The organism is Thermodesulfobacteriota bacterium (assembly GCA_040755095.1).
Taxonomy (GTDB): Bacteria; Desulfobacterota; Desulfobulbia; order Desulfobulbales; family JBFMBH01; genus JBFMBH01.
The window spans coordinates 22282-39346 of sequence record JBFMBH010000023.1; the positions used below are offsets into that span (position 1 = coordinate 22282).

Genomic DNA, 17065 nt, shown 5'->3' on the forward strand with positions numbered 1-17065 from the left:
GGCACTGGTCAGGGCCAGGGGATCGCCCTCCGGATCGGTATCGTTGGCCAGGACATCCACGGTCACCGCGCCATCCTCGTCCACCACCGCCGTGTCGCTGGCGGCCACCGGCGGATCGTTGACCGGCCGGACCGCGATCGACACCGTACCGCTGGCGGTGCCGCCGTGGCCGTCCGCCACTTGGTAGCTGAAGGTGTCGGAGCCGTGCCAGTTGACAGCCGGGGTATAGACCAGCCGGCTGCCGCTGGCCGCCACCGTGCCGTGCGCCGGGGCGGTGAAGCTGGCCACGGTCAGGGCATCCTGGTCGGCATCGGTGTCGTTGGCCAGAACATCGACGATAACCGGGGTGTCCTCGTCGGTGGTCGCGGCGTCGTTGGCGGCCACCGGCCGGTCGTTCACCGGGCGGACCGTCACCGTCAGGGTACCGGCGGCGGTGCCGCCATGACCGTCCGAGACCTGGTAGATCACGGTATCGGTGCCGCTCCAGTTGGCGGCCGGGGTGTAGACGAGACGGTTGCCACTAACGGCCGCGCTGCCGTGGCCGCCATCGCCGGCGCTGGCCAGGGTGAGGGCATCGCCGTCGGGATCGCTGTCATTGGCCAGCACGGTCACGGTGACCGGGGTGTCCTCGTCGGTGGTCGCGGTGTCGGCCACCGCCAGGGGCGGGTCGTTCACCGCCTGCACGGTGATGGTGACCCGGGCGCTGGCGGTGCCGCCATGGCCGTCGCTGATCTGGTAGCTCACGGTGTCGGTGCCATGCCAGTTGGCGGCCGGGGTGTAGACGAGGCGGCTGCCGCTTATGGCAGTGCTGCCGTGCGTGGCGCTGCCAGCCCCGGTCAGGGTGAGGCTATCCCGATCCGGATCGGTGTCGTTGGCCAGGACATCGATGGTGACCGCCGCGTCCTCGTTGGTGCTGGCGCTGTCGTCAACGGCCCGGGGGGCATCGTTGACCGGCCGCACGGTCACCTGCACGGCGCCGACGCCGGTGCTGCCCCGGTCATCCGTCACCTGGTACATGAAGGTGTCGGTGCCGTTCCCGTTGGCCGCCGGGGTGTAGACCACCCGGTTGCCGCTCCGGGCCGTGGCGCCGCCATTGGCCTGCCCCACGGAGCTGAGGCTGAGCACCGCACCGGCGCGGCCGGAGTCGTTGGCCAGGACATCGATGGTGACAGCCGTATCCTCGTCGGTGGCGGCCACGTCCGCTGCCGCGGTCACCGGGGTGCTCACCGCCTGGACGGTGAGCGTCACCGTGGCCGTGGCCGTGCCGCCATGGCCGTCGCTGACCACATAGCTGACGGAGTCGCTGCCGGCATAGCCGGCGGCCGGGGTGTAGACCAGCCGGTTGCCGCCGATGACCGTGGTGCCGTGGCTGCCCGCCGTGGCACTGGCCAGGGAGAGGGTATCCCCATCCGGGTCGCGGTCGTTGGCCAGGACGTCGATGGTCACGGCGAAGCTCTCGGTGGTGCTGGCGCTGTCCGCTGCCGCCTGGGGCGGATCGTTGACCGGCCGCACCGTGACGGTGACCGTGCCGCTGGCCACCCCACCCCGGCCGTCGCTGGCCTGGTAGCTGAACTGGTCGGTGCCAAAGAAGTCGGCCTGGGGGGTGTAGACCACCCGGTTGCCGACCACGGTGGTGGTGCCGTGGGCGCCGGCGGTAGCCGAGGTCACGGTCAGGGGATCGCCGTCCCGGTCGCTGTCGTTGGCCAGCACCTCCACCGTCACCGGGGAGTCCTCATCCAGGCTGGCGGTGTCGGCGGCGGCCACTGGCATGTCGTTGGCGGGCCGGACGTTGATCTGTACCGGGCCGCTGGCCGTGCCGCCCTGGCCGTCGGCGATCTGGTAGCTGAAGGAGTCGCTGCCACTCCAGTCGGCAGCCGGGGTGTAGACGACCCGGTTGCCGGCCACAGCGGCGGTGCCGTGGGCCGGGGCGGTCACGGCCGTCACGGTCAGGCCGTCCCGGTCCGGATCGGTGTCATTGGCCAGGACATCCAGCGTCACCGCCGTGTCCTCGTCGGTGCTGGCCGCGTCGGCTGCGGCCTGCGGCGGATCGTTGACCGGCTGGATGGTCACGGTGACCGTGCCGGTGGCGCTGCCGCCCTGGCCGTCCGCCACCTGATAGGTGAACGAATCGTTGCCCGCGGCGTTGGCCGCCGGGGTGTAGACGACCCGGCCGCCGGCCACCACCGTGGTGCCGAGGCTGCCGGCAGTGGCGCCGGTGATGGTCAGGGGATCGTTCTCCGGATCGGTGTCGTTGGCCAGGACCGGGATGGAGACCGGGGTGTCCTCGCCGGCGCTGGCGCTGTCCGCTGCCGCCTGGGGCGGATCGTTGACCGGCCGCACCGTCACGGTCACCGTGCCCTCCGCTGTGCCGTCATGGCCGTCGCTGAGCCGGTAGGTGAAGGAGTCGGTGCCGCTCCAGTTGGCGGCCGGGGTGTAGGAGACCCGGTTGCCGCTGGCCACGGCGCTGCCGTGGCCCGGGGCGAAGACCGTGCTCAGGGTCAGGGCGTCTCCGTCCAGATCGACATCGTTGGCCAGGACGGCGACGGTCACCGCCGCGTCTTCGTTGGTGGCGGCCGTATCGGCCACCGCCCGGGGCGGATCGTTGACCGGCCGGACCGTCACGGTGACGGCACCGGTGCCGGTGCTCTCCCGGTCATCGGTCACCTGGTACATGAAGGTGTCGGTGCCGTGGAAGTCCGCTGCCGGGGTGTAGACGACCCGGTCGCCGCTGATCGTGGCCTGGCCGTTGTTGGCGGTGCCCACCGCGGTCAGACGGAGAATGGCCCCGGGCCGGCCGGCATCGTTGGCCAGCACGGCAATGCTGATGGCGGTGTCCTCGCCGGTGGCAGCGGTGTCGGCGCTGGCGGTCACCGGGCTGCTCACCGCCTGCACGGTGATGGCGACCGTGGCCGAGGCTTGGCCCCCCTGGCCGTCGGCCACCCCATAGCTCACCGTGTCGGCGCCCGCATAGCCGGCGGCCGGGGTGTACACCAGGCGGTTGCCGGCGACCGCCGCCGTGCCATGGCTGCCGGCGGTGGCACTGGCGATGGTCAGGGTGTCGCCATCCGGGTCCGAGTCGTTGGCCAGGACGTCGATGGTCACGGCCGTGCTCTCGGTGGTGCTGGCGCTGTCGGCCCTGGCCACCGGCGCATCGTTCACCGGCCGCACGGTCACGGTGACCGTGGCGGTCCCCTGGCCGCCCTGGCCGTCGCTCACCTGGTAGCTGAAGGAGTCGGAGCCATGGAAGTTGGCGGCCGGGGTGTAGACCACCTGATTGCCGGTGACCGCGGTGCTGCCGTTGCTGCCGGCACTGGCACTGGTCAGGGCCAGGGGATCGCCCTCCGGATCGGTATCGTTGGCCAGGACATCCACGGTCACCGCGCCATCCTCGTCCACCACCGCCGTGTCGCTGGCGGCCACCGGCGGATCGTTGACCGGCTGCACGGTCACGCTGACGGTGCCCGTGGCCGCGCCACCGTTGCCATCACTGAGCCGATAGGTGAAGGTGTCGGGGCCGTGCCAGTTGACAGCCGGCGTGTAGGTGATCCGGCCGCTGGCCACGGTCGCGGTGCCATGCCCCGGGGTGGCAACACTGGCCACGCTCAGGGTGTCGCTGTCCGGGTCGGTATCGTTGGCCAGGACATCGATGACCACCGGCTGGTCCTCCGGGGTGGTGGCGGCGTCGCTGCTGGCGGCTGGCGGGTCGTTGACCGGCCGAATCGTCACCGTGACGGTGCCGGTGGCGCTGGCCCCGTGGCCGTCACTGATCTGGTACGTGAGCGAGTCGCTGCCATGCCGGTTGCCGGCTGGGGTGTACTGGATGCGGTTGCCGGCCAGGGTGGTGGTGCCCAGGTTGCCGCTGCCTGCGGCCACCAGGGTCAAGGGGTCGCCGTCCAGGTCCAGGTCATTGGCCAGAACCGCGATGGAGACTGCCGTGTCCTCCTCGGTACTGGCGCCATCGGCGGTGGCGGCCGGCGGGTCGTTCACCGGCCGGACCACGACGCTGACCGTGCCGGAGGCCACGCTGCCCCGGCCGTCGCTCACCTGGTAGGCAAAGGAGTCGGTGCCGCTCCAGTTGGCGGCCGGGGTGTAGCTGATGCGGGGGCCGCTGGCGGCCGTCCGGCCGTTGGTGGCCGCTCCCACCCCGGTGATGGTCAGGGCATCGCCATCCGCATCCCGGTCATTGGCCAGCACGTCCACCAGAACCTCGGTGTCCTCATCGGTGCTGGCCGTGTCCGCGCCGGCCAGCACCGGATCACCGGTTGCCTGGACCACCACCGTGACCGTGGCCGTGGCTGTGCCCCCCCGGCCATCCTCCACCTGGTAGGTGAAGGAGTCGGTGCCACTCCAGTTGGCCTCCGGATCATAGACGACCTGGCGGCCATCGGTGCTGGCCAGGCCGTGGCCGCCGTTGCCCACCGCGGCCACGGTCAGGGGATCCCCGTCCCGATCGACGTCATTGGCCAGGACGCTCACGGCCACGCTGGTGTCCTCACTGGTGGAGGCGGTGTCGGCAGCGGCCTGGGGCGGGTCATTGACGGCCCGCACCGTCACGGTCACCGTGCCGGTGGCGGTGCCGCCGTGGCTGTCGCTGATCTGGTACGAGAAGGAGTCGGTGCCGTGCCAGTCCGCGTCCGGGGTGTAGACCACCCGGTTGGCGCTCACCACCGTGGCCCCGGCGGTGCCGGCACTGACACTGGTCACGGTCAGGGGGTCCTGGTCCGGATCCATGTCGTTGGCCAGGACATCCACGGTGACCGCGGTGTCCTCACTGGTACTGGCGGTGTCGGCAACAGCGCTGGGCCGGTCGTTGACCGGGTGCACCAGGACCGTGACCACAGCGGAGGCGGTGCTGCCCTGGCCATCGCTCACCTGGTAGGTGAAGGTGTCGGAGCCATGCCAGTTGGCGGCCGGGGTGTAGAGCACCCGGCGACCGCTGACCGCCGTGCTGCCATGAGTCCCCGGCGTAACGGCGACCAGGATCAGCTCTGTGCCGTCCGGATCCGTGTCATTGGCCAGGACGTCGACGAGCGCCGGGCTGTCTTCGTCCGTGGTGGCGGCATCGCTGCCGGCGGTCAGGGGATCATCCACCGCCTGGATGGTCACGGTCACCGTGCCGAAGGCGTTGCCGCCTTGGCCGTCGCTGATCTGGTAGGTGAAGCTGTCGATCCCGTTGGCGTTGGCGTCCGGGGTGTAGAGCACCCGGTTGTCGCTGACCGTGGCTCGCCCCCGGGAGCCGCTGCTGGCGGCGGTGACCACCAGGGCCTCTCCGTCCGGGTCGAGGTCGTTGCCGAGCACATCCACGATCACCGCCGTGTCCTCACTGGAGGTGGCGGTATCCGCCATGGCCACCGGTGGATCGTTCACCCCCTGGATGGTGACCGTGACCGTGCCAGTGGCGGTGCCTCCCTGGCCGGCGGACAGGGCATAGGTGAAGACGCCCGTGCCATGGACATCGGGATCGGGGGTGTAGACGATCCGGTTACCCTCCAGCTGGGCGCGACCCAGACTGGCCGCACCCAGCACCGTGATGGCCAGGGGGTCCCCGTCGGGGTCGGTATCGTTGGCCAGGACCGCCACGGTGACCGGGGTATCCTCGCTGGTGGTGGCGCTGTCGGCCACCGCCTGGGGAGGGTCGTTGACCGGCTGCACCGTCACGGTGCCGGTGCCGGTGGCCTGGCTGCTGCCGCTCGCGATCTGGTAGGTGAAGGAATCGGTGCCGTGCCAGTCGGCGGCCGGCGTATAGACCACCTGGTTGCTGCTCACCGCGGTGCTGCCGTGGCTTCCCTGGCCGGCACCGGTCACGGTGATCGCCAGGCGGTCGGCATTGGTGTCGTTGGCCACCACATCCACGGTCACTGCCCGGTCCTCGTCAGTGGCTGCCGTATCCGGCGTCACCACCAGGGGATCGCTTACCCCTTGCACGACCACGGTGACGGTGCCGGTGGCGGTGCTGCCCAGGTCGTCCGCCACCTGGTACGTGAAGGTGTCGGTGCCATACCAGTCCGCCGCCGGGGTGTAGACGACCCGGTTGCCGCTCACCGTGGTGGTGCCGTGGCTGCCGGGGCCGGCGCTGGCCAGGGTGAGGGCCTGGCCTTCCGGATCCCGGTCGTTGGCCAGACAGTCGATGGTCACCGCCGTGTCTTCGTCGGTGTTGGCGGTGTCTGCAGTGGCGATGGGCGGATCGTTCACCGGCTGCACCGTGACGGTGACGGTGCCGGTGGCGGTGCCGCCGTGGCCATCCGCAATCTGATAGAAGAACGAGTCGGTGCCGCTGGCGTTGGCGGCCGGGGCGTAGACGATGCGGCTGCCAGACACGCTGGTGGATCCGAAGGCGCCGGCCGTGGCACTGGTCAGGGAGAGGGCGTCGCCGTCCGGGTCGCTGTCGTTGGCCAGGACATCCACGACCACGGTCGTATCCTCGCCGGTGCTGGCCAGGTCGGTATTGGCCAGCGGCGGATCGTTGACCGGCCGGATGGTGATGGCGACCGTGCTGGCGGCGGTGCCGCCCTGGCCGTCGGCGATGTGGTAGGTGAAGGAGTCGCTGCCGCTGGCGTTGGCGGGTGGGGTGTAGATGACCCGGTTGCCGCTGGCGGCGATGGTGCCCCGGCCCGGCCGGCCCAGGGCGACCAGGGTGAGGCTGTCGCCATCGACATCGCTGTCATTGGCCAGAACATCGATGGTGACCGGGGTGTCCTCGTCGGTGCTGGCCGCATCGGCCACGGCCCGGGGCGGATCGTTCACCGGCTGCACGGTCACGGTGACGGTGCCCGTGGCGGTGGCTCCCTGGCCGTCTCCGACCTGGTAGGTGAAGACATCGCTGCCGGAAAAGTCGGGGGCTGGCGTGTAGACAACGCGGTTGCCGGCCACCGCCGTGGTGCCATGGCTGCCGGCCTGGGTGCCGGTCACGGCCAGCGGGTCCCCGTCCGGGTCGCTGTCGTTGGCCAGCACATCGATGGTCACCGCCAGCTCCTCGCTGGTGGCGCCGGTGTCGGCACCGGCCACCGGCGGGTCATTCTGGGGCAATACCGCGATGAGCACTGTGGCGGCGTTGGAGGCCGCCTCGCCGTCCGTGACCAGAAAGGTGAAGGAGTCGGCGCCGGTGAAGTTTGCCGTCGGCTGGTAGGTGAAGGCGCCGGTGGCCGGGTTGCTCAGGGTGAGGGTGCCATGGCTGGGGCCGGCCTGCACCTGGAAGGTCACGGGGTCCCCGTCCGGGTCGCTGGCCAAGAGTCCTGCAGCCAGCACCGTGTCCTCGTCCACCGACAGGGCGAGGCCCTCCGCCACTGGCGGGTTGTTCACCGGCGGCGTCAGATCGGCCGGGCTGGTCCAGATCAGCTCGTTGGAGAAGGCGGATTCGTTGCCTACCCCGTCATAGGCGGTGGCCGCGAAGTAGAAGGTCTGCCCCCCCGGCAGGCCGGTCACCGTGAACTGGGTGGCGTTGCCCGCATCGGCCACGTCGGTGTAGCTGCCGCTGGCCAGGCCCCAGTAGATCTGGTAGCCGGCCAGCTCCGGCTCAGGGTTGGGGTCCCAGGCCAGGGTGACCTCGGCGGCGGGCAGTGGTCGCGCCGCCACCAGAACGAAGAGCGTCCCGATCAGCCAGAGGAAGGCAAGACGACAGGAAAAGGCGCGGGATAGGGGCACGGGGGTCATGACTCACCTCAAGGCCTCCGCCGGCAAGCCCATTCCGGGCCCAACCCAGGGCAGCCTGGGCAGCAGGCGGAGCCAGGCGGCTCCAGAGAGCGATCCGGAGACATCTGGGGTCGGATGGGTGCGGTGCGGAAATCTTTTTCGACGCGCAACACATTATAAAACAAGCCGTCATCATCCCATAACCCCTTTTTGGCTCAGCTCTCCGGCAGGCAGCGCTTCCCGGCCTGACCGGCAGGGTCCGGTTGCCGGCCCCATGCACCTGCCAAGCAAGGCCTGTGCCACCATTGTCATCAGTCAGGAAGGGACGACCAGGCGCCGGCCAGGATCCAGCAGCCAGCCAGGGGACGCCGTCTGTTTGGTCTTGCCTTGCCGCCGGCATTGGTCGCACAATGGGTCAGGTGCTCTGGGAGCTGGCGGTGCTGAGGAGCGGTGTCCCGGAGGCGAGCGCTTGCTGCGGCATGCTTCCGGGAACAGGATCGCGCCCTGGATGGCCGGCAGACGGGGTCAGGAACGGCAGACTTGGCCCTCGGCGGCGCACGGAGGGAGAGGTATGGCGGAGGCGGCCCGGAAGCGAATCCTCTTTGTGGACGACGAGATGGCCATCCTGGAGGCGACCATGATGCTCCTGGAGGAGCGCTACGAGGTCACCGGCGCCACCCGCGGCGACGTCGCCCTCACGCTCTTCCAGGAGGGGGACTTTGATCTGGTGGTCTCCGACATCATCATGCCTGGCCTGGATGGCCTGCAGCTCTTTGCCGCTGTCCGCAAGATCCGGCCCCAGCAGCCGTTCGTCTTTGTGTCTGTCTCCGAGCTCTTCTTCCAGGATCCCCAGGTGGAGTCGATCCTCCACCAGCAGGCGGACGGCTTTCTCGGCAAGCCCTTCCGGTTCGAGGACCTGCTCGCCCTGGTGGATCGGGTGCTCTCCCGGCCAGAGCCTGCGCCGCCGGCCTGATCCCGCGGCCTCTTCGACGGGCAGTAGAAGGATGGGTGGAGGCGCCAGCCGCAACCCATCAGCCGGCCGGCAGCCGTAGCCCCCACCCCAAGCCCTCCCCCGCTGGGGGGCCCGCTGGGGGAGGGGGGCCTCGGTGGGGTCGCCTCCCCCCCAGCAGCGGGGGGAGGTCGGGAGGGGGGCTCATCGCAGGACCAGCTCACTCCACCTGCACCACCACCTCGTCCATCCAGGTCTCCCCAGGCACCCCGTCCGCCTCCGGATCGAGGCTCAGAGACAGGCGGTACTCGCCCCGGGGGAGCTTGACGTTCAGGACCGGCAGGGGCCGGGGCAGATCGGCCATGGGGAAGACGCCGATGGGCAACGGGGTCGGCGATGCCACCCAGCCCCGGTCCCCGGTCAGCCAGAGCGTATCGCCGCTCGCCACCACCAACAGCCGCAGCCACCATTCCGCGGTCTCCCCGGCCGTATCCGCCGCCGCCAGGCCGATGGTCACCTTGGTCCGGGTCCGGGCCGCCACCGGCACGGTGCCGCCCTGGTTGTTGGCCAGGACCTCGGGCCGGGGCGGGATCGCCTCCCGGACCAGGGCCTGCACCGGGCAGACGGCGTCCGCCACCCGGCTGTCCGGGCTCAGGAGGGTCAGCTCGCTGGTCATGGTGCCCAGGACGTCCGCCTGGAAGCGCACCGTGACCGGCGCGCCGCTCTTGGGGTTGACCGTGATGGGCAGGACCAGGCCTGGCAGGGAAAGGCTGGTCGCCCCGGCCCGGATGTCGCCGATGACCAGCGGCACCTGCGCCGGGTTGACGATCCACAGCTGGGCCTCCACGACCCGGCCCACCGGCACCTCGCCGAGATCCAGGGCCGCCGGATAGAGGATGGTCACCGGCGGATCCGGGGTGACCACCACGGTGACCTCCGTTTGCCAGCCCGGGTCCAGGGTGCCGTTGACCTCCTGGTCTACGAAGAGGGTCCAGACATGGGTACCAGCCACCAGGGGCGGTCGGCCCACCCCCCGGCTGCCGGAAAGGAGCGGTCCCACCAGAAACGGCACCCCCGCGGCTACGATCTGCCAGCCCTGGCTGGGCTCCATCCAGTAGGTGTTGCCGGGTGCCTGCCAGCGCAGCCACAGCTCCATCTCCCGGCCCAGATAATCGTTGGCGGCGATGGTCATGGCCAGGCTGACCGTCATGCCCCTGGCCACGGTCAGCTCCGGGGCGAGGCCGTTGGCGGTGAGGGTAAGGTCCGGCGCCACCGCTGGCCGGCCGCTGCCGGTCAGCCGGTAGGTGACCGGCTCCTCCTGGACGATGTTGGTGGCCAGGCGCAGCTCCCCTTCCCAGGGACCCTCGGCCGGGGGCAGGAACTGGACCGGGATGGCCAGCCGGTTGCCGGGGGTGATGGTGGCCGGCAGGGCCAGCTCGCCTGCGGCAAAGGCCGTCTGGCTGACCTCGATCCCCTGGATCACCAGATCCGCCTCGCCGCTGTTCTGGATTTCGACGCTGGCCGCCGCCGGCAGGCCCACCGGCCTCTCGCCGAAGTCCAGCCACGCCGGCGCGAAGCTCGCCTCCGGCACCGGGGCGGGGTCGGGCACCAGGCGGAAGACACTGTTGCCGCCGCTGGCCGCGTACAAAATGCCGGTGTCCGGATCCAGGGCCAGCCCGTAGACCGTATCCGTGGTCAGGCCATCGGCCAGGGGATGCCAGTGGCTGCCGCGGTCGGTGCTGCGCAGCACCCCGGCCCGGGTGGCCACATGCAGGTAGTCGGGCCGGGCCGGATCCAGGAGCAGATCGAAGACCACCACGCCGGCCAGGAGAGGCTCCCAGGTGGCGCCCTGATCCGGTGACCGGTAGAGGCCGGCCGCGGTGGCCGCGTAGAGCACGCCGGTTCCCGGCAGCCACTCCAGATCGAGCACCGCCGCCCCGATCCCCTCGCAGGGTTGCCAGACACCGGCCTCGGCGTCGAACCGCCAGACCGCTCCCGTCTCGTCGGGGGTGGCCCGCCAGTTCTCGGGCTGATCGGCCTGGGGATCGCCGTGGCTGCGGCGACTGCCCGCAAAGAGCGGCTGCCCGGTCCCATCCAGCTCCAGGTCGCTGATGCTGGCAGCCTCCCCCAGGCCCTCGTTGAAGGGATCCCAGGTCTGCCCGCCATCAGCGCTCGCCAGGATGCCCTGCTCCTGGGTGGCGGCATAGAGGCGCTCGGGCTGGTCAGGAACCGGGATCAGGCGCCAGACCCCAACGCCGGACAGGATCTGGGCCCGCTCGCTGCACGGGCCGCCGAAGCAGTCCCGGTCCAGGCGCCAGACGCCCCGGACCTCCGGGGTGGCCCAGGCCGGGTTGCCGGTGGCAAAGAGAAGCTTGCCGCTGTCCGCCGGGTCGCCGATCAGGGACCAGGTGTAGACCGGGGTGCCGGCACTGGAGGCCCACTGCCAGCCGAGCTCGGAGCCGTCACCGCCGTACAGGCCGCTCTCGGCCACGGCGACCAGCCGGGGCGCCCCGGCCGCGGCCGGCAGAACGGTCACCCCGTTGACGAGCAGGCCGTAAATCCCGTTGGTGATGGCCTGGAAGGAGCGCAGCCCGTCCAGGCTGCGCAGGACGTTCACCCGGCCGCCGGCGGTCTTGTACCAGCGGCTGGAGCGGGTCATGGGGGTGGACAGGAGCCCGGAGAAGGAGTCGGTCCGGGTGGCGGTGGCATCGACAGCGACCCGGAAGGCCCCGGCCGGGGTGGCAAGCCAGGTCTGGCCGCCATCGGCGGACAGGTAGCTGCCGCCGCCGGTATGCTGGCTGCTGCCGGGCCGGAACAGGGGCTGCTCCAGGGAGCCGGCGCTGTCGTTGGCCACCACCCAGAGAAGCTGGGCGTTGTTGGGGTCGATGGCCAGGGTGTAGACCAGAGGCAGGGGGGTAGCCTCCGCCAGCTCGGCTGGCAGGGCCAGGCGACTCCAGGTGGCGCCGCCGTCTGCCGAGCCGTAGACCCAGTCATCCTCGGTGCCCAGGAACAGGCGGTCGGCATCGGTGGGATCCCCGGCCAGGAAGGTGGCCCGGGTGGCCTGGGGCGGCAGATCGCCGTTGCGATTGACCCAGACATCTTCCTGGCGGACAAAGACGCCGCTGCCATGGAGCATGGCCCAGACCCGGCCCTGAGCATCGACATTGAACAGCACCGCCGGCCACTGGCTCAGATCGCCGGCCGGGGCCTCGATGCCGGTACCGTCCGGCTGCCACGTCAACCCGTCGTCGCTGCTCCGAAAGACCCAGGCCGGCAGGGGATCCTCCATGCTCCGGGCAGCCAGGCCGGCATAGAGACTGCCATCCCCGGCCCGGGCCAGGGCCACCACCGGCCCGACCCGGCTGAGACTCCCCGGCGACAGGGGCAGGCCGCTGTTTCTGGCCTCCCAGGTTTCCCCCTGATCGGTGCTCCGCCAGACGCCGGTGCTGTCGTTGGCCACCAGGACCACGCCGGGATCGGCGGGCGAGAAGGCCAGGCCCAGAAAGCTGCCGTCGGCCATGGCATGGTGGTGCACCGCCTGCCAGCTCTCGCCGCCATCCCGACTCCGGAACACGCCATGGTGACCGGTGACGAAGAGGAGGCTGGGGTCATGGGGGGAGATGCCGATGGCGAACTGGTCGCCGCCCTCCGGCCCGATGGCTTCCCAGCGCAGAGCCGCCCCCGCCGGCTGCCCGGCCAAGAGCCCCAGAAGAGCCAAAAAAATCGCCACAGCACGCATCATGGCTGCACCAGTCCCGCAAAGGTTCGAGGCATTGCCGCTCGCCGCCGGGATGGCGGAGGCGGATCCACCTCCTCTATTCTACGCAGCAAGGCGCATGCCGGGCAAGGGCGGGCATGGCCACCTGGATATTCGATAAGCAAGAGGCCCAGTCAATTCGGCTTCGACAACGTGGGCAGCCAGGCGCCAACGGGGTGGGCGATGGGCCGCCCGCAGGGCGACGCATGCGTCGCCCTCTGTGCGCCCGCTTGCAGGACCATAGCATCCAGCCTGGCGTCGGCCTTGTCGAATATCCATATGGCCACCTGGATAGGTGATCATCCGCCGCCCCTGCCGGCGCCGGATTGCCGGACACCCTTGTGCCCGGCGTTGCCCCTGCTCGAATATCCACAAGATCACGGCGAGCAGCACGCCCTGGCGGGAGACCTCGTGGTGAGGCCTTGCAGAGATTTGTCAGGCAGGAAAAACTTTTTACATGCCGGATGCCGGCCCTCGATCAACCGCTCTCGCCGGCGGGAAGAAGGGGGCGCGAAGCGTCGGGTGAGGCCAGGTGGGCAAGGTGGCTACGGAGCCCGAAGCCGGCCTGGAATACCAACCTTAAGCCTCGGCCAATGCGCGTGGCCTCTGCCAGGCAGAACCTCGGGAAACTTCCAGCCGTCGAGCGGAGATACGGGGAAGCCATCGAACGGCTTGTTCCCGGCGACTCCGTCGCCGGGAATCGCGGCGCTGACTTCGCGCCGCGATTGGGCGTCTCCAGTGTCGTGGTGACAATAGGCACACATGGGCGTAAGATGGCGCGATGAAACCATTTCGTTGGAGTGCCGAGAAGAACGAAAGGCTCAAAGAAGAACGGGGTGTCTCGTTTGAAAGCATCGTGGTCGCGATCGAGTCCGGTGGTCTGCTGGACATCCTGGCTCAGCCGAACCAATCGAAGTACCCCCGACAGCGCGCTCTCGTCGTCTCGTGCGACAACTACGTTTACCTGGTTCCGTTCGTCGAAGAGGGGGGATACTTCTTTCTCAAGACAGTTATCCCAAGCCGTAAGGCCACCCGGGACTATCTGAAACAAGGTGAAGCAGATGCCAAAGATTGATGATTACGAATTTGAGGTTCTGAACGCCTTCGAGAGAGGCCAATTGAAGTCCGTGGCAACGAAAGCCGAACTTGCCAAGTTCAAGGCCGCTGCCCGTGCTACCGCCATCAAAGATCGCCGAGTCAACATTCGCCTGTCCTCTGGCGATCTCAGCGATATTCAGGTGAAGGCGATGGAAGAAGGAATGCCGTATCAAACGCTCATTGCCAGCGTTCTTCACAAGTACGTTACGGGTCGTCTTATGGAGCGACCGGAGCCTGCCGCTAAGGCTCATCGTAAGCCGGCTGCGAAACGCAGGGCTACATCAGGCAGCTAATCATCATTTTGGCCAAGACGCCCAACCTCTCGGTCAACGGACCGCCTTCAAGCTGCGCTTGCAGGCTCCTTCCCCGCGTCGCCTTCCCGATCAACCGCTCTCGCCGGCGGGAAAGGGGGGGGCGTGAAGCGCCGGGTGAGGCCGAGTGGGCAGGGTGGCAACGGAGCCCGAAGCCGGCCTGGGCGTCCTTCGGGGCCCCAGTCATCCGAAAAAAGCGGACGTACGGTCGAGGACGACGGCGAGCCGTTCGCGGCAAAAATGGCCCGCCTGACCGCCGAGCTTCGCGAGCAGACCAAACAGGCTGCCAAACTCGACAGCCTCATCTGGGCGAACCTGGAGGATATCGGCTATGGCAAATGAACTGGCGCCGAGCAGCCCTGGCGAGTTCCTCATCTACCAGACCGATGACGGCCGAACCCGCGTTCAGGTCCGTTTTGAGGGAGAAACCGTCTGGCTGTCCCAGAAAGCCATGGCGGAATTGTTCCAGAAAGACGTCCGTACCATAAATGAGCATATCCATAATATCTTTGAGGAAGGCGAGCTAACGCCTGATGCAGTTATCCGGAATTTCCGGATAACTGCCGCCGATGGCAAACAGTACGACACCCTGCACTACAACCTCGATGTCATCATCTCCGTCGGCTACCGCGTCAAGTCCCTCCGCGGCACCCAGTTTCGCATCTGGGCCACGCAGCGGCTCCGCGAGTACATCATCAAGGGCTTCACCCTGGACGACGAACGTTTGAAAAAAGCCGGCGGCGGGGAACACTTCGAGGAGCTGCTCGAACGTATTCGCGACATCCGCTCCTCCGAGCGGGTTTTCTGGCGGAAGGTGCTCGACATCTACGCGCTCAGCGAGGATTACGACCCCAGAGCCGAAACATCGAAACTCTTCTTCCAGACCGTGCAGAACAAGATGCATTGGGCCATCTCGGGACAAACCGCCGCCGAAATCGTCCACACCCGCGCCGATGCCCAGAAGCCGCAGATGGGTCTGACCTGCTACCCGGGAGGAACACCCCGAAAGAGCGACGTGACTGTTGCCAAGAACTATCTGAGTGAGGACGAGGTCAAGGCCCTGAATCTGATTGTCTCGGCTTACCTTGACTTCGCCGAGTTGCAGGCCATGAGCCGCAAGCCGATGTACATGGCCGACTGGATAGCCAAGCTCGACGATTTCATCCGCATGACCGACCGGCACATTCTCACCCACGCGGGCAAGATTTCGCACGAGACGGCCAGGCTAAAGGCGGAAGCGGAGCATGAGAAGTTCCGCGCCGTTCAAGCTTCGCTGCCGCAACCCGTCGATCAACACTTCGCCGAGGCCATCGAAGAGATCAAGAAGATCGAAGGCGAGGTGAAAAAGAAGTCCTGCCGTAAAAAGAAAGGCGGTGGCCAATGGCCGCGATAATCCTGAGCCTTGCCCACGAATTGCCGGAGGAAATCCAGCGGTTTTTGGAAGAAAAGATGCGGGTGGTGGGCGATGTCGAGTAAGGCCATCCTGCATAGGCAGACCGCCGCCTGGACCGAAAAGCTCGACAGGCTCATCTGGGTCAAACTGGAGGGCTTCGGCTATGGCGGGTGAGTGGCGAGAAGGACAACTCGGTGATTACGTTCCCGGCCTCTCCTGCTCAACTGGTTTCGTGCCAAAGGAACCATCGCCCTCGGGTGCGTGGAAGGGTTCAACAACAAGGCCAAGGTGACTACAGACCTCCTGACATGGGGACACGGCAGCTTGCAACATTGTGCTTGTGATGTTGCGGCCATTTTATACGGCAGGCTGCAATTAAACACGCAAAAACAACATACTACTGCCAACGCCGATTATGGTGTCGTCTTGGTCACGGCTCTTCCGGTTGAATACCTCGCCGTGCGCCGCTCATCTGGTGGACATCCGATCTGCGCTTGTATACGAGGAAGCCGGTGGGGGCGATTCTGCTCAGGCAAAGAAGAGGTTGGAAGCAATCGAAACATTCCCTATGCTCGATATTGATGAAGATGCCAAGGCGCTCGCTCAAACGATACTTCTTAAGGGAGGTATCCCAGAGGCGTATCCAGAAGACGCACTTCATATCGCTGTGGCTGCTGTACATGGCATCGAGGCGACGGTCACCTGGAATTTTGTGCACATGAGTAATCCTTTTACCAGGCGAACAATAAGACGCATCGTCGAAGATGAGGGATATGCCTGCCCTGAGATCTGTTCACCAGAGGAATTACTGGAGGCAGACAAATGAAGGATCATATCGTAGAGGAAGTACGCAAGTATCGGATGGAGCATGCCCAGAAGTTCGGCGGCGACCTTTCTGCAATCTGCGCCGACTTGCGCTCTGTTCAACAGGCATCTGGGCACAAAGTGGTACGCCTTCCACCCAAAAGGTTGCGCCCAATAACAGGCGTCCGGTCGAAGCGTCAAGGCGCACGGCTGATGTCTGCCGTTGGCGGGGAAGAGCCGCCGGGTTGACAAGAGCTGATATGGCGGACTCGGAGACGCCGACTTGGGCACAAGCGTTGGCTCCGGGCAGCGATAACCAGCGATATGAAAAGATCCGATCGCTGTCCGCACACTCCTTTGATGCAGAAGGGACGACCTTGGACATCAGCAAGAAGCCAGTGGCTGTGTACACCACGGCGCAAAACACGGACTATCGTCTAGCCAGAACCGAGACGCTGCAGTTCAAAGATTGCGGGCAGCCGTCTGAGGCGCAGGTGTGTGTGTTCATTGACCCATCCAAGACCTTCCAGACCATTGTTGGTATAGGGGGCGCGATCACGGATGCAGCGGCCGAGACTTTTGCCAACATGACCAGGGATAGGCAGCAGGAAATAATAAGGGCGTACTATGATGCCCAGGATGGCATCGGTTACACCTTGGCCCGAACCACCATCCACAGCTGCGACTTCTCCAGCACCAGCTACACCTATGTCGAAGAGAACGACCAGGACTTGAGAACTTTCAGCATCCAGCACGACAAGAAATACCGCATTCCACTTATCAAGCGAGCGATGGACGCCGCGGGCGGTAAGCTGACGATGATTGCAAGCCCCTGGAGCCCTCCGGCCTGGATGAAGACCACCAACAACATGTTGCAAGGTGGCAAGCTGCGGGCAGCGTATCGGCAGGCCTGGGCGAACTACTTCATTAAGTTCATCCAGGCCTATGAGAAAGCGGGCATTCCGATCTGGGGTGTAACTGTGCAGAACGAACCGATGGCTGTCCAGACCTGGGAGTCCTGCATATTTACGGACGAAGACGAGCGTGATTTTATCAAAAACTACCTTGGACCAACCCTCCACCAGAACGGCATGGCCGACAAAAAGCTGATTGCCTGGGACCAC

Annotated in this window: 8 protein-coding genes; 6 read left to right on the forward strand and 2 right to left on the reverse strand. The window is 67.2% G+C overall.

The window, feature by feature from the left end:
- On the reverse strand, positions 1–7650 hold a 7650-nt coding region (locus AB1634_05665), incomplete at its 3' end, for an Ig-like domain-containing protein (GenBank protein MEW6219010.1).
- Between the two features lie 550 nt (positions 7651–8200).
- Here AB1634_05665 and AB1634_05670 point away from each other — a divergent pair.
- Positions 8201–8602 carry a response regulator gene (locus AB1634_05670; protein MEW6219011.1) on the forward strand — a complete coding sequence of 134 codons (402 nt, stop codon included), beginning with the start codon at positions 8201–8203 and terminating at the stop codon, positions 8600–8602.
- A 196-nt stretch (positions 8603–8798) separates the two neighbouring features.
- On the opposite strand, the gene AB1634_05675 is transcribed toward AB1634_05670, so the two are convergent.
- Entirely contained in the window at positions 8799–12320 is a 3522-nt protein-coding gene (locus tag AB1634_05675; GenBank protein MEW6219012.1) for a choice-of-anchor D domain-containing protein, read from the reverse strand.
- A gap of 796 nt (positions 12321–13116) precedes the next feature.
- On the opposite strand from AB1634_05675, the gene AB1634_05680 reads away from it, so the two are divergent.
- The 5 genes from AB1634_05680 to AB1634_05700 form a co-directional block, all read left to right on the forward strand.
- Positions 13117–13410, forward strand: coding sequence for a toxin (locus tag AB1634_05680; protein MEW6219013.1), 294 nt, complete (start codon positions 13117–13119; stop codon positions 13408–13410).
- On the forward strand, positions 13397–13726 hold the full coding sequence (locus AB1634_05685; protein ID MEW6219014.1) for a hypothetical protein: 330 nt from the start codon (positions 13397–13399) through the stop codon (positions 13724–13726). Before AB1634_05680 ends, AB1634_05685 begins: the two co-directional genes overlap by 14 nt.
- 349 nt (positions 13727–14075) lie before the next feature.
- Positions 14076–15137, forward strand: a complete 1062-nt coding sequence (locus tag AB1634_05690) for a virulence RhuM family protein (protein MEW6219015.1) — start codon at positions 14076–14078, stop codon at positions 15135–15137.
- Between the two features lie 544 nt (positions 15138–15681).
- Positions 15682–15963 (forward strand): hypothetical protein, encoded by a 282-nt coding sequence (locus tag AB1634_05695; GenBank protein ID MEW6219016.1) that lies wholly within the window; start codon positions 15682–15684, stop codon positions 15961–15963.
- 238 nt (positions 15964–16201) lie between these two features.
- Positions 16202–17065 (forward strand): hypothetical protein (locus AB1634_05700; protein ID MEW6219017.1); only part of this gene is annotated, 864 nt, incomplete at its 3' end.